At 65.7% G+C, this 23,246-nt stretch carries 16 protein-coding genes and 1 tRNA gene; 4 read left to right on the top strand and 13 right to left on the bottom strand.

Features of this window, described 5'->3' with window-relative positions; genetic code table 11:
* Positions 1 to 26: 26 nt before the first annotated feature.
* Both B4915_RS05580 and B4915_RS14765 read right to left on the bottom strand, forming a co-directional pair.
* A complete protein-coding gene (locus B4915_RS05580; RefSeq protein WP_146120026.1) occupies positions 27 to 1,790 on the bottom strand; it encodes a SpaH/EbpB family LPXTG-anchored major pilin in 1,764 nt (587 codons plus the stop codon).
* A 139-nt stretch (positions 1,791 to 1,929) separates the two neighbouring features.
* Positions 1,930 to 5,763 (bottom strand): DUF7507 domain-containing protein, encoded by a 3,834-nt coding sequence (locus tag B4915_RS14765; protein WP_219845088.1) that lies wholly within the window; start codon positions 5,761 to 5,763, stop codon positions 1,930 to 1,932.
* 496 nt (positions 5,764 to 6,259) lie between these two features.
* Between B4915_RS14765 and B4915_RS05570 the strand changes: the two genes are divergently transcribed.
* Both B4915_RS05570 and B4915_RS05565 read left to right on the top strand, forming a co-directional pair.
* Positions 6,260 to 7,897, top strand: coding sequence for a DUF6119 family protein (locus B4915_RS05570; RefSeq protein ID WP_105804859.1), 1,638 nt, complete (start codon positions 6,260 to 6,262; stop codon positions 7,895 to 7,897).
* A 503-nt stretch (positions 7,898 to 8,400) separates the two neighbouring features.
* Positions 8,401 to 9,141 (top strand): hypothetical protein, encoded by a 741-nt coding sequence (locus B4915_RS05565; RefSeq protein ID WP_146120025.1) that lies wholly within the window; start codon positions 8,401 to 8,403, stop codon positions 9,139 to 9,141.
* Between the two features lie 254 nt (positions 9,142 to 9,395).
* On the opposite strand, the gene B4915_RS05560 is transcribed toward B4915_RS05565, so the two are convergent.
* The 6 genes from B4915_RS05560 to typA all read right to left on the bottom strand — a co-directional run bounded on the left by B4915_RS05560 (position 9,396) and on the right by typA (position 14,444).
* Positions 9,396 to 9,620: a hypothetical protein gene (locus B4915_RS05560; RefSeq protein ID WP_105804857.1), complete on the bottom strand. Its 225-nt coding sequence runs from the start codon at positions 9,618 to 9,620 to the stop codon at positions 9,396 to 9,398.
* A gap of 192 nt (positions 9,621 to 9,812) precedes the next feature.
* On the bottom strand, positions 9,813 to 10,910 hold the full coding sequence (locus B4915_RS05555) for a type I restriction endonuclease (RefSeq protein ID WP_105804921.1): 1,098 nt from the start codon (positions 10,908 to 10,910) through the stop codon (positions 9,813 to 9,815).
* Positions 10,911 to 11,241: 331 nt separating this feature from the next.
* Entirely contained in the window at positions 11,242 to 11,382 is a 141-nt protein-coding gene (locus B4915_RS14630) for a hypothetical protein (protein WP_181158466.1), read from the bottom strand.
* Between the two features lie 593 nt (positions 11,383 to 11,975).
* Positions 11,976 to 12,052, bottom strand: a tRNA-Pro gene (locus B4915_RS05550).
* Between the two features lie 73 nt (positions 12,053 to 12,125).
* Complete coding sequence (locus B4915_RS05545; protein WP_281258197.1) at positions 12,126 to 12,497, bottom strand: GntR family transcriptional regulator; 372 nt, start codon at positions 12,495 to 12,497, stop codon at positions 12,126 to 12,128.
* A gap of 42 nt (positions 12,498 to 12,539) precedes the next feature.
* On the bottom strand, positions 12,540 to 14,444 hold the full coding sequence (typA, locus tag B4915_RS05540) for a translational GTPase TypA (protein ID WP_105804856.1): 1,905 nt from the start codon (positions 14,442 to 14,444) through the stop codon (positions 12,540 to 12,542).
* Positions 14,445 to 14,631: 187 nt separating this feature from the next.
* On the opposite strand from typA, the gene B4915_RS05535 reads away from it, so the two are divergent.
* A complete protein-coding gene (locus B4915_RS05535) occupies positions 14,632 to 15,819 on the top strand; it encodes a multidrug effflux MFS transporter (RefSeq protein WP_105804855.1) in 1,188 nt (395 codons plus the stop codon).
* 127 nt (positions 15,820 to 15,946) lie between these two features.
* Here the strand turns inward: B4915_RS05535 and B4915_RS05530 are convergent, their stop codons facing one another.
* From B4915_RS05530 to B4915_RS05515, 4 genes are all read right to left on the bottom strand, one after another.
* A complete protein-coding gene (locus B4915_RS05530) occupies positions 15,947 to 17,737 on the bottom strand; it encodes a dipeptide ABC transporter ATP-binding protein (protein WP_105804854.1) in 1,791 nt (596 codons plus the stop codon).
* Positions 17,734 to 18,684, bottom strand: a complete 951-nt coding sequence (locus tag B4915_RS05525; protein WP_105804853.1) for an ABC transporter permease — start codon at positions 18,682 to 18,684, stop codon at positions 17,734 to 17,736. The genes B4915_RS05530 and B4915_RS05525 overlap by 4 nt, the downstream gene beginning before the upstream one ends.
* Positions 18,677 to 19,603 (bottom strand): ABC transporter permease, encoded by a 927-nt coding sequence (locus B4915_RS05520; protein WP_105804852.1) that lies wholly within the window; start codon positions 19,601 to 19,603, stop codon positions 18,677 to 18,679. Before B4915_RS05520 ends, B4915_RS05525 begins: the two co-directional genes overlap by 8 nt.
* A 181-nt stretch (positions 19,604 to 19,784) precedes the next feature.
* Positions 19,785 to 21,407 carry a peptide ABC transporter substrate-binding protein gene (locus B4915_RS05515; RefSeq protein ID WP_105804851.1) on the bottom strand — a complete coding sequence of 541 codons (1,623 nt, stop codon included), beginning with the start codon at positions 21,405 to 21,407 and terminating at the stop codon, positions 19,785 to 19,787.
* Between the two features lie 285 nt (positions 21,408 to 21,692).
* Between B4915_RS05515 and B4915_RS05510 the strand changes: the two genes are divergently transcribed.
* Positions 21,693 to 22,499, top strand: coding sequence for a CPBP family intramembrane glutamic endopeptidase (locus B4915_RS05510; protein ID WP_105804850.1), 807 nt, complete (start codon positions 21,693 to 21,695; stop codon positions 22,497 to 22,499).
* Between the two features lie 7 nt (positions 22,500 to 22,506).
* Here the strand turns inward: B4915_RS05510 and B4915_RS05505 are convergent, their stop codons facing one another.
* Positions 22,507 to 23,184: a hypothetical protein gene (locus tag B4915_RS05505; protein WP_105804849.1), complete on the bottom strand. Its 678-nt coding sequence runs from the start codon at positions 23,182 to 23,184 to the stop codon at positions 22,507 to 22,509.
* Positions 23,185 to 23,246 lie beyond the last annotated feature (62 nt).

Raw genomic sequence — 23,246 nt, 5'->3', positions numbered from 1 at the left:
CCCCGGGAAAGGGGCACCCAGCTCGCCTACTGCAGCGCGAGCGTAGAGGTGGTGTCCGCGGCGGCCTGCCCGCGACGACGACGCGCCGCCAGCAGGTACACCACGCCACCGGCAACCAGCAGGCCACCCACGGTGAACAGCAGCGTCGTCCCCGTACCACCGGTCAGCGGCAGCTGGAAGCCCGCGTTCACCGGCACGTTCACCACATCGAGATCGGACTCGCCCGTCTCAGCGGCCTGATCGCGGACCGTGAACTTCACCGGCGCACCCAGCAGCGAGTACCCCTCCGGAGCCTTCACCTCGACCAGGTAGTAGGTGATGAACTTCGACGCATTCGCCGCATCCTCACCGTCCGCGTCACCGACCACGTCGCTGTCGTCCAGATCGATGTCCTCACCATCAGCCCAGTCCGAATACCGCAGACCATCGATGACGAGCTCACCATTCGCGTCACTCGTCCACGTCGCCACCGCAGTGCCACCGGTCGGAGACACGGTCACCTTCTTCGCGGGATCCGGGGCACCCGAGGGCAGCAGCCCCGTGTACACCTCGAACTCCGCACCCGCCAGCGCCTGATTCGCATCATCCGTCTTCAGGACACGAATACCACCGAACTTCTGCGTCGCCGTCGTCGTCGTCGCCGGCCCACCCGGCGTACCAGGCTCGGGCCTCACTACCGAACCACTCTCGGCGCGGTACTGATGCGTATAAACGTCCGCTGTGTTGGAAATCGTGCCAGACTCCAACGCGGTGGTGTAGAAGGTAAACGTGATCGTCCCACCGTGGTGATCCGGGAGCATAGCCAGAGCGTCAGCTCGCAAAACCATACGCAACTGATTCGTAGCCGCAGTGTAGCCAACTGAGTAGTAATCCCTGAGGACGATCACTTCGTCGCTGGTGACGCCGCCGGAGAGTTTGACTTCGAAATGCGTCAAATTGTAATCTCCCCCAGTTAGAGGCTTGAGCCGCGGGTCCAGATCATCAACCATGGCGAAAAAGTCAAAGTGGTACTTCTCCTGGTTGCCCTCGATCACGCCATTGCCGTCCAGATCCGCCGGAGTGCCCTGAATCTCCGCCGAGACCGTCCACTTCGTCTGATCGCCGACCTGCACGACACCCGAGTCGGTGACGGTCTTCTCCGGCTGGGAGATGACCGCGTTCTTCGGGTACGCGTGCACCTCATACAGCCACTCGTTGCCGGCCTGGTTCGTGATCGGCACGGTCACGAGGAACGGGGCCGCAGGCGTCACACCCACATTCTCCCCGTCGATCTGGGTGGGCACCCCGACCTCTTCGACCAGGTACAGGCCGATCGGCAGCGCACTGAACTTCTGGATGCCGTCCCCGTCGGTAACCGCGGCGTCCGGGGCCTTCGCAGCCCCCAGCGTGTACGCCGGCGAACCGCTCGTGATCGAGTTCACGTCACCGCCGGCCGCATTGAACCGGTCCGCGAGGGCCGCGGCCGCATCCCAGCCCGCGTTCGTGGTCAGGTCGATCGTGTTCACCTGCCGCACCCGAAACGTGACACCCGGAACCGGCGTCCACGCATCCGTCGTCGCCGACGGCAGCGCCTCACCCGTGCCCACGGTCACACCACTGTCCGGGGTCTCGAACTTGTGGATCGTGAGCGAACCGGTGCCCCCGGTCGGAATCGTCGGCGCCGCCAACGCCGGCGACACCGGCAGCACCAGCGCCGCCACCACGGCACCCACCAACGCGGCCACACTCAGGCGAGACCGCCCACGCTTCCGCCCTGTCGTATGCGGCTCACGCCGCTCAATAGCACTCATCAGAATGAGCTCCTTTATCTGTGTGTAGGTCCCCCAGCCCCACGGGCCGGAAGTCTTGTAACGCATTCGTGAAACTGTGCGCCCCCCCTACCACGGGCCCGCCCGGCAGCCCTCACCACCAGGCAGACCCTCACCGGGCTCACATACCCCCACCCCCTCCAGCGATCCCATACCGGCGGCGCCGCACACCACCAGGCCCATACGCGACCGCGAACCCCGCAAGGATCACCCCGCAACCCAGCAACCACACCCACCACGTGCCAGGGCCACCAGCCTCCGGGAGCACCGTCGTCGGCACATCCCGCACCCTGATCTGATACAGATCCGTGAACGGCGCCTCCGTAGCCTTCGCGACACTCACATTCGCGCCGGCACCCGAACCCAGCGTCACCACCCCGCCCGCAGCAAGCGAGAACTTCACCGGCTGCGCCAGCAGACTGAACCCCGCCGGCGCATGCGTCTCCACCAGCCAGTACTCACCCGGAACCTCAAGCCCGGTCACCTGGAACACGCACGCCGCATCCACCGTGCACCCGCCAGCCGCGACCGGCGTCACCACCGCCCCCGGGAACACCGTCCCCGACGCATCCGACCAGATCGCCCACTGCGAACCCGCCATGCCGGCCCACACGCCGCCACTGTTCTCAGCCTCCTTCTTCACCAGCACCGTCCCAGACTCCGGCTCCGGAGGCGTGGGCGCGTCGAAGCTCACCGTCGCCGAGTCAGTCGCGGACGGGCCGTCGCCTCCGCCCTGGACCTGGGTGGTCACCGTGGCCGTGTTGTCCACGTGCCCCGCCGCAATATCATCAGCCGTGAGCGGGTAGGTAGCCGTCACCGTCACGGTGCCGCCCGGCGCCAGCGTACCCGGCGTGTTCGGGGACCACACCGCTCCCGACATGCTCACGGGCCCACCCAGCAACGGATCAGTAATCACCACATTGGTCAACGCCTGATCACCACTGTTCGTAACCGTGAAGGTGTACGTGACCGTGTCACCGGCCACCGCAGCGGAACCACCCTTCGTCAGTGCACCCTGCTTCTCCAACGACAGATCCGAAAGGGGAATCTCCACCTCGATATCACTTTCCGAGTACCCCCACGTGTCCATAATCTTGGAGTCATTCACCACAGTCTGAAAGGACCGCGCACCCGGAGTAGCGTCTCCGGAGAGCTGTACCGCAGGAACCGAGATATCCGCGCTCGCAGCGTTCATCTGGCTGTCGTCCCACATCAACGGCACCAGTCCATTCGCACCGAAGCCCGCGGTTTTCGTCCAAGAGAACCCGCCGCTGTTTACCTCGGTATCCACGGTGACCAGATGGATCTCGTCGGCGTGCTCCAGCACCACCCGCGCTTTCACCCCATCCACCCCGGAAACCGGAGCACCAAGCCCGTCCTTCCCATCCCAGGAATAAGTGAAGGTCGAATCAGCATCCCCAGCGCTGTGCTGCACATCAACATCCGCCGGATCCGTGTACACCCCATTCCCGTCCGCATCGATCTGCAAACGATACGTCCCCAGGAAATCAAACGTGTTCACCACGAAATCCCCGGCCGCCGGCACACCGCCCGCACCAGTCTGCTGGTACGTCAGTTCCGGTGTTCCCGGATTCTTCGGCTTCGGTGCGATCCAGATGTCGTACCAGTCCTCGGGAAGGTCAGCCGCCGGCGGATTGAAGAAAATGTGATACCTCGTGCTCGGGCAGGCCTGACCCCCTCGGCGAAGATTGCTCGGGTTACCGCCTACCCCAACATCCCCGCCGGAGTCATATGAGGCATACGCATTAACACACGAATCAGAACGCACGTTCCCCAATGAACCAAAAGAGATGATGGAGTTAATACCGTTGTAGCCCAGGAAATCGGTCTTCCATCGTGCACCTGTCGGGGAGACGACATAGAGAGAGAAGGGATCTGCGGGGGACGCATCGACCTCGCCACCGCGCAACTGGCGCTGGAGAAGGCCAAGTTCATCCGTCCAAGCCCGGCCCGGGACCAACTGGTCTGAAGGCCCCTGAGTGACACCGACTTCCCACTGGCTGCCATATGGAGTCGTGGTCTTCCCACTGGAAGTGAAACGTTGAAGAACAATCTCCCATACACCCGCGTTGGCATTACTTAAGATTCTCTCAGACCAGGTGCCATCAAACCTCTGCCCGAACGAGTTTGCATATGCAGAGTCGTACAGGACTTCCGTATTGGGGCCTGTGAAGGTATGAGTACCATAGGGGCCCGAGGGATCACCAGGGTATCCGGTGTTGTTTCCGCCAGGCCGCCTCACTTGCACCCTGAGGTTGTCATTGCTGGCGGAGTTGCTAAAGTACGCGTGAGAGGCGGTCAATCGGACGTTAATAGATTCACCGGGATAAACGTACACATAGAAGTACTGTTGATCTAGATACCTGTCACACCCACCAGGTACAGTAGTGCACGTGGTGTAGGGGACATTAAGGGTAGACCCATTGCCGGGATTCAATCCCCAACCGCTCGGTACGTTTGAAACACCACTGGGAACAATTGCCTCGGTATCATGAACATACTCGAACTTGGGCACGGCCATCGCTTCATAGTCATCAAGCGTGAGCGCAGCCATCGACACGCCCACGAGCAGCGGGTTGGCCAGGAGCGGCACCTCCGCGGTAGCCGGAACGGTCACTTCCTCGGCCTCCTCGCCCCCCTCAGGCTCACCAGTGACGTCACCCTCCGCGGTCGCGCCGGGAGCGGGCTCTGCGTCCTCGGCCGCAACACCCTCGTCCGTCGAACCCGAATCCCACTGGGCCGCCTTATCGGGGCTGCCGCTCTCCGCGGGCTCCTCGTCACCCGCGGGCGCCACCGCCACCTCGGCTGTCGCCACGCCCGACGGCACCCGCCCCACGGTGCCCGCCGCATCCGTGAAGCGATCCACGAGCGGCGCACCATCCGGGCCCTCCGCATCGAACACCCCCGACACGCTCACACCCGCGGCGATATCGCCCGCCTCGGTCGTGAACGTCGCTGACCCCGTCGCACCCACCGGCAGCGCACCGATCTCGGCACCCACCCCAGCATCCAGGGTGTCCGTCTCGTTGGCCGTCGCGGTCGCGACCTTGACGTCCGCGAGGTCCACATTGCCGGTGTTCGTGGCCGTCACCCGCCACACCACCTCGGCCCCCGCGGGAGCCGTCGCCTCGCTCGCCCACGTTGTGCCGCCGTCCGTGGAGGCCTCCAGCACCGCCTCGATCGCGGGGTTCACCACGAACACGCTCGCGCGTGCGGCCGGACCTCCCTCCGCGCCCGCCTCGATCGCAGCGGGCTCCTGCCCCGCGTCGGTCTGCTGGTTCACTTGTGCGGCATCCGCCTGCACGATCTGCCACCGCGCCTGCACCGCACCATTGGCGGCGGGAGCCTGCCGCTGCACCGTGAGCGCTTCAGCCAGCGTCTCCGGCGCCTGACCGGGCACCGGCTGCACCACGACCGACGGCGCGGACGGCGCCTCCGCCGCAGCAGCCTCGACGGGTGCCGCCTCGCCGGCCGGATCCTCCGCGGGTGCCACGCCCGCGCCTTCAGCGGGCTCTTCGGTCCCAGTGTTCTCCGCGTTCTCTGCAGCCGGCGCCTCCGCGGGCTCACCCCAGGCTGCCGCGGAACCCGTGAGCGTGTCGCCCTGCAGCACCCGGATCACACCGTCCTGCGCGCCCGCCTCCTCGGTATTCTCCGCGGGGGCGCTTCCCGTGATCGCCGCACCCGGCTCCGCGCCCGCCTCGCCCGCGTAGTCCAGGCCGTAGGCGTACTCCACAGGGGACGCCACCCCGGGCAGCGTCGCACTGGCCAGCGCACCAACGGCGGCACTGTCGCCCGGCTGCCAGCTGGCCGCCGGATCCGCCCCGTCCGCCGCGGAGGTCACACCCGTGCCGGAGAGCGCGGGCAGCAGGCCCACCACCAGGGCGGCCACGGCGACACCGGCCACCACCGCGGGCACACGCCCGCGAAGCAGCACCCCCGCACCTCTCCGAACACGCGTCACACCCGCAGCACCACCGCGCCGAGTCACCCTGCGCATACTTGAACTCCCAAGGCTCGTAAACCACGAAGGGCCGGAAGAGATCCGGCCTCACCCTTGAAGTTTCCTGCCCCCGCTCAGCACCTAGGCCCCTCCCACTTCCGCATTGAGTATCGTCACGACCCAATCGAGTACCCAAAGCCCCTTAAAAGGGGGCCTACCACCCTCGCAGCCCTCACTCATCAGCCGACACTAGGTATCCCTCTTATACGGGGTTCACGAGAGAGCGGGACTCCCGGGCGTCACGTCCTGCTGATGACGCGCACGACGCCGAAGAGGGTGGGCGTGACGAAGCTGCGAGATCCCTTTTGAATCAGCTCGTCAATTCGGTGACTCATTGATCAACGAAGACGTACTATGAACCTAGAAACCCCAGGAGCTCACCAAAGATGCCTAGTGGGTTTCCGCATCAAGTTACCCGAGGAGGTCCGCGGTGGCCACGAGATCGATGTCGATCTACCTGCTGAAGCCCGGCATAACTGTCGAGGAATCCATCAAGGATAATCGCGGTTATCAAGAGGTGGAAGCACCGAGCAGCGTCATTCCTAACCTTCGCGTATTCCTCAAGCCGGGAAATCCAAAGCAGCCCTGGTGGAAGACGTACCTGGGCGTAGAGAGCACACTCTCCCAGCAGTCGAACTCCGCTATGGCATTTGTCCAGAGAGGAAAACGAGTATTTGCGCTGGCCTTTGGCGCAGGGCATCATCTGCTCAAGGAGGACGCTTTTGTGCATGACTTCGGAACAAGGGTCGTGCTCAATGCCGTGGACCCGAACAAGCTCAAAAGCACCGATACGCTCGACCCCGAGTCTTCACAACGGCGCAGAACCCAGATTCCCTATGACGGAGACCTCGCCTTACTGAGCTTCACGAGTGACAGCTCTGTCCTCAAAAGCCTGACCGGTAAAGCCAAAGCCGAGTACAGTGACCTCGTTCGCAGCGTAACGGGGGCCGCGAGCCTCAGGGTGACGACTCCGACAGAACCAGGAGATCTCGCGCTTTTGTTGAAGCGCCTGCATACGTTGTATAAATCAAAGGATTTCCGCAGAACATTTCCTGATATTGCACAAGTCCGCCCTGTCACAGATCCCGCAATAGTCGACCCACTCAACGAGCAACTCGCCGCGGCGGTCTTCGACCTCACTGCGCCAATAGTCCTCACGGTTCCAGACGTCCTGGACTATCACGACGAGGCCTATGTCCAGTTCTCAGGTCGTGGACTAAGCGAAATGTTCGACGACGTTTATATTAAGCACTATAGAGAATACGTTGAGGGCAAAGGCGCCACTGCCCAGTCCTTTACCGTCGACGATCTCAAGCACGACGAGTTACTTCTGCTCGATGGTAATTACGAAGTGAGACAACGTTGGAGCATCTTCCGCTCGCTCGTCTTTGAGACGCAGGAAGACGAAGGGTACAGTTACCACTTCAGCGATGGAGCTTGGTTCCAAGTGGCGACAGGACTCCTGGAATCACTCCAAGAATTTCTTGATCCGTACTGGGTAGACGCGACGTTGCCACCGCACACGTGGACGAGTGAGGCCGAGTACAACTCAGAAGTGAGTGCCGCAACTGGAAGCGTCTGCCTCGACCAGACCAGCATGAGCCCGTCGGGGCAAACCCAGGTTGAGCCATGCGACATCCTCCGCATCGGAGAACAGAGTATCGAGTTCGTCCACGTCAAGATCGGCACGAGTTCAGCAACACTCAGCCATCTCTTCAACCAAGCAGCAAACTCAGTGCACCTCCTCCGAACAAGCGAGGAGGCGGCACGAAAGCTACTGCGTCTCGTGGAGGATAAAGCAGGCGCCAGGACCGCCCGCCATGTTGCGGACGCCCTCGAAAGTAACGCATACTCGGTGTCCATCGCGATCGTGAGCCACAAGCAAACTCCCGAGAAGAAGTCCGCGAACCTCCCCGTATTCTCACGCATCTCCCTACGTCGTGTGCTCATTGCACTGAAAGCGATGAGGATCCCAATAACCGTCCAGCTCATCCCGGATGCTACCGACCGAGCCGGCCGAGCAAAACCCCGCAAGCCTCGGCGCCCCAGGCAACCCACCCCGCAGTGAGCCGCATGGTCATCCTGCTACAGCGCGAAGCGAGTTCGTTCCTCAAGACACCTTCAGAAGACGATCTCGGGCTGAAATTGAGTCCAAGGAGACCATCGACGATAACCATTCATTACGCTCATGACCATGGCTGTCGATTCTGAGCTGCCTCCCCTATGGTTCCGCGCGAGACCTGCCTTCGGTTCAGGATATGGAACAGCAGCTCGCCGTATTCAAGGCGCTCGGAATCCTGCTGCCGGAAGCTCAACGGAAGCAGCTTCAGGAACTAGACCCCCGAACACAAACGCATCACGGGCATCGTCGACTCGTTCTATGGGCTCCTCGGAGCACGGAACTGGGACTTCACCGGCGACATGAACCTACCCGCGGTTGAGCGCATCGTTGACACCGATGATCATGGCACAGCTGAGGCACATCTCATCAGCTACTAGCAGGAAGACAACCGAATCGCATTTACGCTCCGACGCCTACATCGTTTCGAAGCGATGCGACCACGCCTCCGCTTGCTCCAGAAGGCGCTCACGGACTACGAGGGTGGCCACTACTACAGCACCGCGCTCGTGGTTTTCTCAATGATGGACGGATTCGTGAAGGATCTGGACAGGGCGACCCGTCAAGGACTCCACACTCGCCCTGCAGAGGACATGGTGGCGTGGGACAGCGTGGCCGGCCACCATCTGGGCCTGAGCCACGCCCACCAGTCCTTCCTCAAAGGCTTCTACAAAACCGACGAGACGAGAGTTACCGAGCTATTCCGCAACGGCATCATGCACGGCACCTTGGTCAACTTCGACAACGACGTCGTCGCTACCAAAGCCTGGAATCGCCTCTTCGCCGTCGCCGATTGGGCTGATTCGCGAGAGCGTCGAGCTAAGTCAGTCGACCCGACGCCCCCACCGCGCGTGTCATTGCGCCAATGGAAAGACGTCCAGGCGCGAGAGTCACGGATCGAGGAATGGGAGCCCTACGAGCACGAGCCCGAACCTAATGCCGAGGAACTGCCCGAAGTCGGGCAGACCTCTAGGTATTTTCTGAAGAACTGGGAGAAGCAGCGGTGGGGGCTGGTCGGTAAGCACTTCATGGAACTTGGTAGCCCCCAGTCTGCAGGGGGGAAGCTCGCCGTCCTCGCCAAAGAACTCTACGAGGAGCTTGAACTGTCGGCGTGGACAATCCTTCGCGTACGCCATGTTGCTGCGGCAGTCGCGCACACCGACGTCGAGCTATTCGTCAACGGCGCGATGTAACGCACCGATCTGCGCTGGGTTCGAGTGGATGACGAGGGGAGCACGGCCACGGAGTGGGAACCCGGGAGGTGGGCGCTATCACAGTACGAACCATCCTGCTTCCTGAAGCCTGAGGCCGCTGTCACGGAGCCCCACGAAGACGCCTGAAGAGTTCCGAGGCGACGCGGAGAACGCTTCCGCAGGCCGGCGACGACAGCTTCTCGCCTCACAGTGCCAGGCGCCGGGAGGGAACTCCGGACAGATGCTGCTCCCGCTCAGTGCTCCTCTTCAGCCGATCGCCCCGGCCGGAACGCGGCACCGGCGAGCAGCGCGGCACCGCCCAGAGCGCAGAGCCAGCCGAGGCCCCACGCCCCGAAGGCGAGCAGCTGATTCTCGGCCACCCACTGCCGCAGCGGGTCGTGCCCTTTGAACAAGAACCAAGCCAGGAACGCCGCGATCATCGCGACACCCGCAACCACCATCCCGATCCGCTTCCCCACTCTCGGATCGTATCAGCGGCCCGCCCCGCCCAGAAACCTCCGCCCCGCCCCTGCGCAAGGCGGCCGTCGGCGGAGCCCAGAAACCTCCGCCCCGCCCCTGCGCAAGGCGGCCGTCGGCGGACTCTGCCCCTCGGAGGCTCCGGTAGAATCTCTAAGCAAACCGCACCGCTCGGACCCGCAGCAATGCCGGGCCTAGTCGTAGTAGTGAACGGTTGCCCGAATCTGCTCCGCGAAACGATATATCTCATCAAGCGTATCTATTGGATGCCTTGTTTCGTTCTTCTCTGCGTCGAAGAGACCAATGTACTTCTGCGATGTATTGAACCACATGCGCGCAATGGGCCGACGGTTGTTGTCATCGAGGAGCACTCCGAAGTATGTCTTCGTATCGCGCTGAGCGATACGTGACGGGGATACTTCGCTGCATGCGATAGCGCGCACAATCTGGAATGCTTCGATTTCTTCGAGGGTCGTCTCGATCCCGTTGTTCTTTTCGGCATTTTCGACAGATGCTTCGGCTACGTGGGCGCTGGCTTCAGACGACGATACCGAAGTGGAGTCAGCCACAACGGCCTGTCCGCCGAGCGCGGCCTTCAAGCGATCATTCACACGATCGTTGAGGAACTGCTTTGCGGCTTTCTCGACCAGACCGGTGAACTGATCTCGAACTCTCTGAGTAAAAGCCCCCTCGTACACGCGAGTTGTGAGGAACTTCACCCAATCAGTGTCCGGTGAAGCAAACTGCGCAGCGAGCACCCGCTTGAGTTCACCAACGTACTTAAGTTCTTCAGCCGCGCTGATTATTGAGTCGAGGTCAAAAGCTTCCTTTGTGAGCTTTCGAAGCTCCGGCACCAGCGCACTATCCAAATCGGACACCTGAATCACCAGGAAGGGCTTCTCGTCCATCTTGTTCGGAGCGTCCAGGTCGGTGAAGAACTGATACTCGTCACCGTTCGTCAGGACTGCAATTCGTGCGTTGGCAGCGGAGAAATAACGGAACAGCTGCGACGCATGCTTGATATTGAGGGGTGCACCGATGTGCTTGCATTCAATGAGGATCTGTACGTCACCGTCTTTGACGATGGCATAGTCAATCTTCTCACCCCTCTTGGTTCCGACATCTGCGGTGAACTCGGGCACAACTTCATTCGGGTTGAATACGTCATAGCCCAGCACCAGCGAAATGAATGGCATTACGAATGCGTTCTTCGTGGCCTCTTCTGTCTCGATGGTCGACCGTTGCTGAGCAATTTTTGTCGAGAGGCTCGAAAGCCGTTCCGCAATGTCCACCGTCATTGAAGCTCCTATGGTCCGAAAGGTGTATGGACTGATCCTATCCATGTATGCCTGGCCAGGCACGAGGTTCCCATCCCGCTGTGCTTCCGGCACCTATAAGAGCTGGCAGCACAACGCCTTCCGCGCCGTTCATCGATGCTCGACATGCTCTCGATCATCCACTTGTCATTCCCGCTCCTGCTAAGCCGTATGCGCAGCGCTAGCTTCATGGCCGGAGCTCGGGGACGGCCGAAGGAGCGGGCGAGTCGGACCACTCAGCACTAACCGGGAGTCTCTTTTATGCTTACAGCGCGCGACATGACCCTGCGCGGGCCTTCGCGGACAATCAGCCACGCTGCGGAAAGGTGGTGATGTGAGGCACGTGCATATCGATCAGGATCTGCTTCCCCAGCTTGAACAAGAACCACGCCAGGAAGGCCGCGATCAGCGCGACGCCCGCAATCACCATCCCGATCCGCTTCCCCACGCTCGGATCGTATCAGCTGCCCCGTGAGCGTAAGGTCAGTCGTGAGGACCCGTCAAGCAAGGAGCGCCTACACGAATGAACGAGATCCCCGGCACGCCCAAGGACGGCGTCTGGATCGTGGTATCCGACTTCGCAGATGAACACAGAATCGTGGCGTAGTGCGGCAGCGCAGCAGAAGCCGAGGACTTTTGCACGCAGCACTCCGACACCTTCTCGGACTTGGCCTACACGTACTTTCCATTCGGTTTTCGCGCCACCACCCAGATACATCGCTTCTGAGACCCGCGCGCGAGGGGCCGTGGTTCGCGGCACGTCCACCCTTGGGCGTCCCAGCGGCACGTGGCAGAACTCGCATCTGGACTGGGCTGGACAAGGTTCGACACATAGCCGCTTGAGCGCGAGTTTCAGCCTCTAGCCAGGAGACAGCAGAGGACCCCTCGGGCAACTCTGAACTTGCGTGCGCGCACATCTCCACCATCGGCACCAGCCCGCGCATGGCGAACATCATCGCCTGCCAGTCGCACCCACGTTCGATTCGGAGAACGAGAAACCCCCGGAACTTCCGCAGCGTTCTGCGGGAGTTCCGGGGGTTCTGGTCGGGATGACAGGATTTGAACCTGCGACCCCGTCGTCCCGAACGACGTGCGCTACCAAGCTGCGCCACATCCCGATCGCGTTTTCACGCAGGGATTACTCTATCGCGTTTCCCTGCCGGGAAGAAATCGAGGCCGCGGGCGCTTCGATCACAGGGCGCGGCGCACCTCGCCCACGATCGCCTCAGGGCCGAACCCCAGCTCGCGCATGCCGCGAACATACGCCGCGGCCAGCTCCGCGCCCCGCTGCGCCGACTCGGAATCGACCGCGGCGACCGGCGCCACCACCGTGCCGCCGCGGCCGCGCGTCTCCACGTAGCCCTCCGCCTCCAGCTCCCGGTAGGCGCGCGCCACCGTGTTCGGCGCGAGACCCAGCTGCGCCGCGAGCGCCCGCACCGGGGGCAGCTTCTCCCCCGCGGGCAGCTCACGGCGCATGATCCGCTCGATCAGGCCGAGGCGCAGCTGCTCGAACGGCGGTCGCGCATCCGCGCCCCCGATCCGCAGCCCCTCCACAGCCGACACCCGATCCCGTTCCCGTTCCGAACGCCGATCCCGATCCGGCCGCTACTTCTGGTTCTTGATGCGGGAGGCGGCACGGGCGCGCAGCGACGCCTCCAGCTCCACCTTGCGGATGCGCACGTGCTCCGGGGTCACCTCGACGCACTCGTCCTCGCGGGCGAACTCCAGGCACTCCTCGAGGGTGAGCTTGCGCGGCGGCGTCATCGACTCGAAGGTGTCGGCCGTGGAGGAGCGCATGTTCGTGAGCTTCTTCTCCTTGGTGATGTTCACGTCCATGTCCTCGGAGCGCGAGTTCTCGCCAATGACCATGCCCTCGTACACCTCCTCGGCGGGCTGCACGAAGAAGCTCATGCGCTCCTGCAGGTTCATGATCGCAAACGGGGTCGCCACGCCGGCGCGGTCGGCCACGATCGAGCCGTTGTTGCGCGTGGTGATGACGCCGGCCCACTCGTCGTAGCCGTGGGCGATCGCGTTCGCGATGCCCGTGCCGCGGGTGATGGTCATGAACTCCGAGCGGAAGCCGATCAGGCCGCGCGAGGGCACGATGAACTCCATGCGCACCCAGCCGGTGCCGTTGTTCACCATGTTCTCCATGCGGCCCTTGCGCGCCGCGAGGAGCTGCGTGATCGCGCCCAGGTGCTCCTCCGGGGTGTCGACGGTCAGGTGCTCGTAGGGCTCGTGCTTCTTGCCGTCCACCATCTTCGTGACCACCTGGGGCTTGCCCACGGTCAGCTCGAAGCCCTCACGGCGCATGTTCTCGACGAGGATCGCGAGCGCCAGCTCGCCGCGGCCCTGCACCTCCCACGCGTCGGGGCGCTCGGTGGGCAGCACGCGCAGTGACACATTGCCGATGAGCTCGCGGTCGAGGCGGTCCTTGATCATGCGGGCCGTCAGCTTGTGGCCCTTCACCTTGCCCACCAGGGGCGAGGTGTTGGCGCCGATCGTCATCGAGATCGCCGGCTCGTCGACCGTGATCGTCGGCAGCGGGCGCACGTCCTCCGCGTCGGCGATGGTCTCGCCGATGGTGATGTCCTCGATGCCGGCGATCGCGACGATGTCGCCGGGGCCGGCCTGCTCGGCCGGGTAGCGGGTGAGCGCCTTCGTGAGCATGAGCTCGGTGATGCGCACGTTCTGGACGGTGCCGTCGTGCTTCACCCAGGCGACCGTCTCGCCCTTCTTGATCCAGCCGTGGTGGATGCGCAGCAAGGCGATACGGCCCAGGAACGGCGAGGAGTCGAGGTTGGTGACGTGCGCCTGCAGGGGGTGCGCGTCGTCGTACTGCGGCGCGGGCACCCGCTCGATGATCGTCTCGAACAGCGGTTCGAGATCGGGGTTGTCGGGCAGCTCGCCGTCGGCGGGGCGCGCGTGCGAGGCGGCGCCGGCGCGGCCCGAGAGGTACACGGTGGGGACGTCGAGCACGGCGTCGACGTCGATGTCGGGGTTGTCCTCGGACAGGTCGGAGGCGAGGCCGAGCAGCAGATCCTGCGCCTCCCCCTCGACCTCCTCGATGCGCGCATCGGGGCGGTCGGTCTTGTTGACGGCGAGGATCACCGGCAGGTGCGCCTCGAGCGCCTTGCGCAGCACGAAGCGGGTCTGCGGCAGCGGGCCCTCGCTCGCGTCGACGAGCAGCACCACGCCGTCGACCATCGACAGCGCGCGCTCCACCTCGCCGCCGAAGTCGGCGTGGCCCGGCGTGTCGACCACGTTGATGACGATGGGGCCGTTCTTCGCGTGCGCGCCCTCGTAGGTGATGGCGGTGTTCTTCGCGAGGATCGTGATGCCCTTCTCGCGCTCGAGGTCGTTCGAGTCCATGACCCGGTCATCGACCTCGGCGTGCGCGTCGAAGGAGTTGGTCTGACGCAGCATGGCGTCGACGAGGGTGGTCTTGCCGTGGTCGACGTGGGCGACGATGGCGACGTTGCGGAGGTCTTCGCGAGTGGCGAGAGCCATAGAGGGTGAATCCTAACGAGACGAGCGGAGTGCCGACGCAGCGGGATGCCGGGCACCACCGTGGTGCGTCACCCGATGAGCCGAAGAAGCCGACGCACTATGCTATCTGATCCGGCTGGGAGGCGGCGGATCGCGGCTCGCCTCCGGAGCGGGCAGGATCCCGCGCAGGATCGTATATGATCCGCGTATGCCCGCCCGCCCTCGCCTCACCCGCGGACTGCTCGCCGCCCTCGCCTTCGTCGGCGCCGTCGGCCCGCTCGCCACCGACCTCTACCTCGCCTCCTTCACGGACATCGCGAGTGAGCTCGGCGCGCCCGCCGCCTCCGTGCAGCTCACCCTCACCGCCTTCCTGCTCGGCCTCGGCGTCGGCCAGCTCGTGCTCGGGCCCCTCTCCGACCAGCTCGGGCGGCGCCCCGTGCTCGTCACCGCGATGGGCGTCTTCGCCGCGTCGAGCATCGCCCTCGCGTTCACGCCCGGCATCGAGCTCTTCATCGCGCTGCGCGCCGTGCAGGGCATCGCGGGCGCCTCGGGAATGGTGATCGCGCGCGCCATCGTCGTCGACCTCGCCGAGGGTGCCGCGGCGGTCCGGGCGATCAGCCTGCTCGTCATGCTCACCAGCCTCGGACCGCTGATCGCGCCGCCCCTGGGCGGCGTGATCCTCACCCTCGGCGACTGGCGCGCGGTGCTCGGCGTGCTCGCCGCGGCGGCGACCGCCATGTTCGCCCTCGCCGCCGCGCTCGTGCCCGAGTCACTGCCGCCCGAGCAGCGCACTCAGGCGGGGATGCGCACCACGCTCCGCAGCTTCGGCGTGCTGCTCCGCGACGCCCGCTTCGTGGCGCTCGTGGGCATCTTCGCACTCGGATTCGGCAGCATGATGGCCTACATCTCGGCCTCCCCGTTCGTGGGGCAGCTCGTGCTCGGCATGTCCGCCCTGCACTACTCGCTCGGCTTCGCAGCCGGGGCGACCGCGCTGATCCTGATGAACCTGCTCAATGCGCAGCTGGCCGGCCGGGTCCCGGCGAAGCGCATGCTGCTCATCGGCTGCGCCCTGGTGCTGGGCGCCGGGATCGCGCTCTCCGCGCTCAGCGTCACCGGGGCGCTCTCTCCCCCGCTCTTCATCGCGTGCGCCTTCGTGCTCTCGGGCGGGGCCGGGCTGATCATGTCGAACGGGAGCGCCCTCGCGCTGCTGCGCGCCGGTGCGCACCGCGGCGCGGCCTCGGCACTGCTCGGCGCAGCGCAGTTCGCGGTGGGCGGGCTCGCCTCGCCGCTCGTCGGGGCCTGGGGCGAGCACACGGCCGTTCCGATGGCGCTGTTCGTGCTCGCCGCCTCGGCCCTCGCCTTCGCCGGAGCGCTCGCCTTCCGCGGCCGGGCATAGGGCGAGGCGGATCGCCGGAGAGCGGGAGAGCTGGTGCTCGCCCGCACGGTGCTCCGCGGCCGGATGGAGTACGGGGGCGGATCCGCCGCAGCAGATCCGCCCCCGTACTCACCGCGCCGGGCGAGAGTCAGCCGGCCCCGAGCTCAATCTGCGCGCCGGGAATCGCGGCGAGCAGGTTCTTCGTGTACTCCTGCTGCGGGTTCTCGAAGACCTCGTCCGTCGTCGCCTGCTCCACGATCCGCCCCTGCTGCATCACGCACACGCGATCCGCGATGAGCCGCACCACCGCGAGGTCGTGCGTGATGAACAGGTACGTCAGCCCCAGCTCGCGCTGCAGCTCCGCCAGCAGGTCCAGGATCTGCGCCTGCACCAGCACGTCGAGCGCGGAGACCGCCTCGTCGAGCACCAGGATGTCGGGCTTGAGCGCAAGCCCGCGCGCCACCGCCACGCGCTGCCGCTGACCGCCCGACAGCTCGTTCGGGTAGCGCGTCGCCAGCTCCCGCGGCAGGGCCACCTGATCGAGCAGCTCGAGCATGCGCTCGCGGCGGCTCTTCGCGTCGCCCACCCGGTGGATGTTCAGCGGCTCCATGATCGTGTTGCCGATGTTCACCAGCGGGTCGAGCGAACCGTAGGGATCCTGGAACACGGGCTGCAGCGTGCGCCGCAGATCGAAGAGCCTGCGGCCGGAGAGCCCGGCGGTCTCCTCGCCGGCGATCCGGATCGAACCCGAGCTCGGCTCCTCCAGCTGCAGCACCATCTTCGCGATCGTCGACTTGCCCGAACCGGACTCGCCCACCAGCGCCATCGTCTCGCCCCGGTTCACCGTGAACGTCGCATCGCGCACGGCGTGGAAGTCCTCGGATCCGAAGTTGCCCGTGCGCAGCTTGTAGACCTTGCCGAGCCCCTGCACCTCGATCATCGGCTCGCCGCTGCGCCGCTGCGGCTTCGGATCCTCGGCGAGCGCCGCCAGGTCGAAGGACTCCGTCGGCGCGGCCGGCAGTTCCGCGTCGGAGCCGATGCGCCGGGAGGCGAGGCTCGGGGCCGCGGAGACCAGGCGCTTCGTGTACGGGTGCTGCGGGTTCTCCAGGATCGCGCGGCTCGGGCCCGACTCGACGATGTTGCCGCGGTACATGACCACCAGCTTCTCGGCCCGCTCCGCGGCGAGGCCGAGATCGTGGGTGATGAAGACGACGGCCGTGCCGAGTTCGCTCGTCAGCCGCTCCAGGTGGTCGAGCACCACGCGCTGCACCGTCACGTCGAGCGCGGAGGTCGGCTCGTCCGCGATGAGCAGCTGCGGCTGCGCGGCCAGGCCGATGCCGATCAGGGCGCGCTGCTTCATGCCTCCCGAGAACTGATGCGGGTACTGCTTCATGCGCTGCTCGGCGTTCTGCAGCCCCGCTTGCTCCAGCACCTCGATGGCGCGCCGCTTCACCTCGCGGCGGCCCCGGGCCAGCCCGTTGGCGCGCACGGCCTCCTCGACCTGGAAGCCGACCGACCACACCGGGTTGAGGTTCGACATCGGATCCTGCGGCACGAGCCCGATCTCGCGGCCGCGGATCGACTCCATCTCGCGGCGCGGCACGCCCACCAGATCGCGGCCGTTCCACAGCACCGAGCCGGAGGTGATCCTGCCGGTGCCGGGCAGGAGGTTGATGACGGCGTGCATCGTCGTCGACTTGCCGGAGCCCGACTCGCCGACGATCGCGACCGTCTCCCCCGCGAAGACGTCGAGGTCGATGCCGTGCAGCACCTCGGTGCGCTTCTTCTTCGTGCCGAAGTCGACCCTGAGGTCGCGCACGCTGAGGATCGGCTGCTCGGCGGCGCCCTGCGCGGACGCGCCACGCTCGGCCGCGGGCTGCTCGGTGGTGGTCTGCTCCGTCAACTGGGTCCGTCCGTCGGTGTCGTCGTGATGCGTCATCGCTGGGCCCTCGCCTTCGGGTCGAGCGCGTCGCGCAGCAGCTCGCCGAGCAGGATGAACGCCAGCACGGTGACGGTCAGCGCGATCGACGGGTAGATGAGGTTCTGCGGGGCGGTGCGCAGATCGCCCTGCGCGGCGCTGATGTCATTACCCCACGACATCATCGAGGTCGGCAGGCCGACGCCGAGGAAGGAGAGCGTCGCCTCCGCCACGATGGACGCGGCGAGCGTCAGCGTCGAGACGACGATCATCGGGGCCATCGCGTTCGGCAGCACGTGCCGCAGCAGCGTGCGCCACGGACCGAGCCCCTGCGCGCGGGAGGCCGTCACATAGTCGGCGGGCCGCACCCGCAGCACCTCGGCACGCAGCACGCGGGCGCTCGACGCCCAGGCGAAGAGGCCGATGGCGAGGGAGATCGTCCAGATGTTGCGGAACTCCTTGAAGATGCCCATGACGATCACGGCGGCGAGGATGTAGGGGATCGAGAAGAAGACGTCGCCGATCCGCGACAGCACCGCGTCCACCCAGCCCCCGAAGAAGCCGGCGATGGCGCCCATGATCGTGCCGAGCACGAAGACGAGCAGCGTCGAGATGAGCCCGACCGACACGGAGGTGGAGGTGCCGTGCACGATCCGGGCGTACACATCGCAGCCCTGCTTGGTGAAGCCCAGCGGGTGCCCGCTCGCGGGGCCGGCGTTGCTCAGGGCGAGGTCGCACTGGCGCGGGTCCACCGTCGTGAAGAGGCTGGGGGCGATGGCGGCGGCCACCACGATCAGCAGCAGCAGGCTCGAGATGTAGAACATGGGCCGCTTGCGGATGTCGCGCCACGCGTCGATCCACAGCCCGGATCGGCGGGAGTCGATCTTGACGGCGTCCACCGGGGCGATCGGCACCTCGGAGACGGGAGCGACGAAGTGCTCGTATCTGCGGTTCTGGGACTCAGGCATAGCGGATCCTCGGGTCGAGCACGGCGTAGAACAGATCCACTGCGAGGTTGACGAAGAGGTAGATCAGCACCATCACCGTCACGAAGGAGACCACCGTCGTGTTCTCGCCGAGGCGGATCGCCTTGAACAGGGTGTTGCCGACGCCGGGCACGTTGAAGATGCCCTCCGTCACCGTCGCGCCGACCATCAGCACGCCGAAGTTGGTCGCGGTGTTCGTCACCGTCGGGATGAGCGAGTTGCGCAGCACGTGCACGGGGATGACTCGGCCGCGGCTGAGCCCCTTCGCGTAGGCGGTGCGCACGAAGTCCTGGTTGAGGGTGTCGATCACCGAGGCGCGGGTGAGGCGCATGCTCGTCGCGTACAGCGAGACGCCGAGCACGATCGCGGGCATGATGAGATCCTGCAGCGGCGCGCCGGGCCCGACGGTCGTGCGGAAGAGACCCCACTTGATTCCGAGGAAGTACTGGGCGACGAAGGCGATCACGAAGATCGGGACGCTCATCAGGATCAGGCCGATGATGAGGTTCACGTTGTCGAAGAGCTTGCCCTTGCGCAGGCCCGAGATCAGGCCGATGGAGATGGCGAGCACGAGTTCGATGACGATCGCCATGAGCGCGAGCTGCACGGTCACGGGGAAGGTGCTCGCGAGGACCTCGGAGACGGGCTGACCGGAGAAGGTGATGCCGAGGTCGCCCCGGAAGATGCCGCCCAGGTACAGCAGGTACTGCACGATGAAGGGCTTGTCGAGGTTGTACTGCTCGGTGACCTGCTGGAGCACGGCGGGGCTCGGCGTCTTGTCGCCGAAGAGCGCGAGCACCGGATCGCCGGGCATCGCGAAGACCATGAAGTAGATGAGGAAGGTGGTGCCCAGCAGGACGGGGATCACCTGGAGGATGCGGAAGGCGACGTATCTCAGCACGCGGCTCGCCTCCCCTGCGCGAAGTGGATTGACATGTGTGTGGGGCTATCTCTCGAAGTCTCGGAGTGGGGGGTCGAGGGAGGCCCCGCCGGTTCCGGCTGCGTCACCGGGACCCGCGAGGCCTCCTCCCCTGAACCCGTCAAGGCCCCGGACGCGCGGTCCGGGGCCTCGGCGAGGCGGCTCAGTTCTTGGTGATCTCGTAGTAGAGGGGCACCGAGTTCCAGCCGAAGGTGACGTTGCCGACGTTCTCGGAGTAGCCGCCGACCGCGTTCTGGTACCAGAGCGGGATCGCGGGCAGGTCCGTGAACAGCACGGTCTCAGCCTGGTGGAACTTGTCGTTCGCCTCGTCCAGGTCGGAGGCGCTGAGGCCCTCGCTCAGCAGCTTGTCGACCTCTTCGCTGGAGTAGTCTCCGTCGTTGGACGATGCGCCGGTCTGGTAGAGCGGGCCGAGGAAGTTGTACAGGCCGGGGTAGTCGGCCTGCCAGCCCGAGCGGAACGCGGTCTGGATGGAGCGGTCCGTGATCGTCTGGCGGAAGTCGCCGAACAGGGGGTTCGGTGCGCCCGCGGCGTCGATCCCGAGCGTGTTCTTGAGGTCGTTGGACACCGCGTCGACCCAGCCCTGGTGGCCGCCGTCCGCGTTGTAGGCGATCTCGAAGGTTCCCGACCACGGCGAGATGGCGTCGGCCTGGGCCCACAGCTCCTTCGCGCGCTCGGGGTCGTAGTCCAGCACGTCGTTGCCCTCGATGTCGGTCGAGTAGCCGTTGATGACGGGCGAGGACCAGTCGACGGCGGTGGTGCGGGTGTCGTTGAAGATCTTGTCGGTGATCTGGTCGCGGTTGATCGCGAGCGAGATCGCCTCGCGGCGCAGCTGCCCCTCCTCGCCCGAGAAGTGCTCGAGACGCTCGGGGATGGTGAAGGACTGGAAGATCGCGGCCGGCTGGTTCACGGCCCGGTCGCCCAGGTCGTCCTGGAAGGTGCTGATCGCGGAGTCGGGCAGCTGGTCGAGCACGTCGAGGTTGCCGGACTGCAGATCGGCGTAGGCCGCGGCAGCGTCGTCGTAGAACGTGATGGTGACGCCGTCGTTGGCGACGGTGCGGGTCCCGGCGTAGTCCTCGTTCTTGAGGAGGTCGATCTTGACCTTGTGGGTCCAGCCGTCCTCGGCGACCTTGTAGGTGCCGTTGCCGATCGGGTTCTGGCCGAACTCCTTGGTCACATTGCCGTCGGCGTCGAAGGCCGAGGCGGGAAGCGGGTAGAAGGCGCTGTAGCCGAGCTGCAGCGGGAAGTCCGACTGCGGCGACTTGAGGGTGACCTCGAAGGTCGTGTCGTCGATGACCTTGAGGCCGCTCAGCGGGGCGTCCTCGGTGTCGCTGAAGCCCTCGATGTTCGAGAACCAGGAGGCGTTCTTGCGCGCGTTGGAGAGCTTGGCCGCGTCGTTCCAGGCGTCCACGAAGGACTGCGAGGTGACCTCTTCGCCGTTCGTGAAGGTCGTGCCGCCCTTGATCTTGATGGTGAAGACCTTCGAGTCGGTCGTCTCCACGGACTCGGCGAGCTCGTTGACGGGGTTGCCGTCCGCGTCGTAGTAGAAGAGTCCCGCGAAGATCGCATCGAGGATCTTGCCGCCGCCGACCTCGTTGGTGTCGCTGGGGATCAGGCCGCTCTCCGGCTCAGAGCCGTTTGCGGTGATGATCGCGGTGCCGCCGTTGCCGCCGCCCTCGTTGCCCCCGCCCGTCGAGCAGCCGGACAGCGCCAGCGCGCCGGCAGCTGCCAGAGCGATGAAGCCCAGGCCGATTCGTGATCGCCTCACTGGATTCCTCCTTGAAAATTCCACCCGCGCCGAAGCAGACGGATGATCCGTCCCCCCACGGGAAGGTCCGATAGAACGCTTTCAGCCTACCGACCCTCCAACCGGTCTGACAGCACATCGGCCTCCCGTGACGCCTTCGTGACCGAGATCTGTAGGACAGGATCAAGAACCGGACGGGGATCCCATATGGCACTGTGCGGTTCCCCCATACTCTGGAGGGCTCCATACGCAGTCTGTTGCCCCGGCGCGGCAGGCGGGCTTCCGCCCGGCCGCTACGCTGAGGGCATGGAGCAGGGTGCGGGAGCGGGATCGCTTGGAAGCCGGGGGCGTGCACGGCTGCGCTGGGAGATCGGGATCGTGCTCGCCCTCTCCTTCGGCGCCTCAGGGGTGTACGCGATCGTCGACATCGTCGAACGGCTGAGCCGCGACACCGCCCTCTCCTCCCAGTCGGTGACGATCAACCGCCCGCTCGCCGAGCGCCCGGCCTTCGACCTCGTCTACCAGCTCCTCGGCTTCGCCTTCGGGCTCGCCCCCGTCGCGCTCGTCGCCTTCCTGCTCTGGCAGGCCGGCAAGCCGCACCTCGGCCGTCTCGGCCTGGGCGCGCCCGCCGGCGGCACCTGGCGCTGGCTGCGGGAGACCGGCGGCGGCTTCGCGCTGGCGGCGGCCGTCGGCATCCCCGGCATCGGCTTCTACCTCTTCGCCAAGGGCATCGGGATCAACCTCACCGTCGTGCCCACCGCGCTCGACGAGCACTGGTGGACGGTGCCGATGCTCGTGCTGCTCGCGCTGCGCGCCGCCCTCGGCGAGGAGCTCATCGTCGTCGCCTACCTCTTCGACCGCCTGCGACGGCTCGGGGTCGGCCCGCTCGCCACGATCCTCAGCAGCGCGCTGCTGCGCGGCAGCTACCACCTCTACCAGGGCTTCGGCGGTTTCATCGGGAACGTGGCGATGGGACTCCTCTTCGGCTGGGCCTACCACCGCTGGGGGCGCTCGCTCCCCCTGATCGTGGCGCACTGGATCCTCGACATCGTCAGCTTCGCCGGCTTCCCCCTCGCGCTCGCACTCTGGCCGGGCCTCTTCGGGACCGCCTGAGAGGCCGCTACCCCGCGGGGCGGATCGTCTGCACGAAGGCGTCGGTGAGGCCCCACAGTTCGTCGTAGAGCTCGGGCGCCGCAGCGCAGCGCTCCGCCGGCCGCAGCACCTCGTACTTGCCGCCCGCCGTCTGCACCGCCCCCCAGTTGCCCTCGCAGGGGAGCTGCGCGATGAGATCGCTCGACAGCCACAGCTCCGTGTTGCCGTTCTCCAGCACGTAGCTCGTCGAGCCGAAGCGGGAGCTCAGCTCCGAAGTGACGCCCCACTGCGGGATCGCCAGCTCCATCGTCGGCCCGACCTCCACCCGAGGCACCTCGTCGCCGGGCTTCTCGGCCTCGGCGTCGTCATCGGCGTCCGGCGAAGACGACGGCTCCGGCGACGTCGGACGCGGGGATTCGGTGCTCGTCCGCGTCGGGCCCGAGGTCGCGGCCGGCTCGCTGCCGGCCCCGCGCGCCAGATTCACCACGACGATGGACGCGACGATCGCGATCACCGCGATCACGCCGACCACGATCCACGGCACCGCGGAGGACGCATCGCCGCGGCCCCGGCCCCGGCGCTGCTCGGGCAGCTGAGCCGTGCGCACCCGCTCGGCCTGCTCCTGGGCGAGACGACGTCGCGCGGGAACCGGCTCCGGATGCTCCTCCGTCGAGCCGAAGAGTTCGTCGAGGGGGTCTCTGCTCACGGTCCTACCCTAACCACTTCGCCTGGGGTCGCTGAAACCATCATCGCACCCCTCACCCCGGT

It is taken from the genome of Leucobacter massiliensis, from assembly GCF_002982315.1.
In the GTDB taxonomy this organism is placed as follows: domain Bacteria; phylum Actinomycetota; class Actinomycetes; order Actinomycetales; family Microbacteriaceae; genus Leucobacter; species Leucobacter massiliensis.
Note: the sequence above shows the minus strand (reverse complement) of the source record. Positions and strands in the feature narration are given on the sequence as shown.

Coding starts and splice junctions, on each gene's coding strand:
- B4915_RS05530 (WP_105804854.1), bottom strand. CDS start 17,737: ATGACGCATCACGACGACACCGACGGACGGACCCAGTTGACGGAGCAG.
- B4915_RS05510 (WP_105804850.1), top strand. CDS start 21,693: ATGGAGCAGGGTGCGGGAGCGGGATCGCTTGGAAGCCGGGGGCGTGCA.
- B4915_RS05535 (WP_105804855.1), top strand. CDS start 14,632: ATGCCCGCCCGCCCTCGCCTCACCCGCGGACTGCTCGCCGCCCTCGCC.
- B4915_RS05580 (WP_146120026.1), bottom strand. CDS start 1,790: ATGAGTGCTATTGAGCGGCGTGAGCCGCATACGACAGGGCGGAAGCGT.
- B4915_RS05525 (WP_105804853.1), bottom strand. CDS start 18,684: ATGCCTGAGTCCCAGAACCGCAGATACGAGCACTTCGTCGCTCCCGTC.
- typA (WP_105804856.1), bottom strand. CDS start 14,444: ATGGCTCTCGCCACTCGCGAAGACCTCCGCAACGTCGCCATCGTCGCC.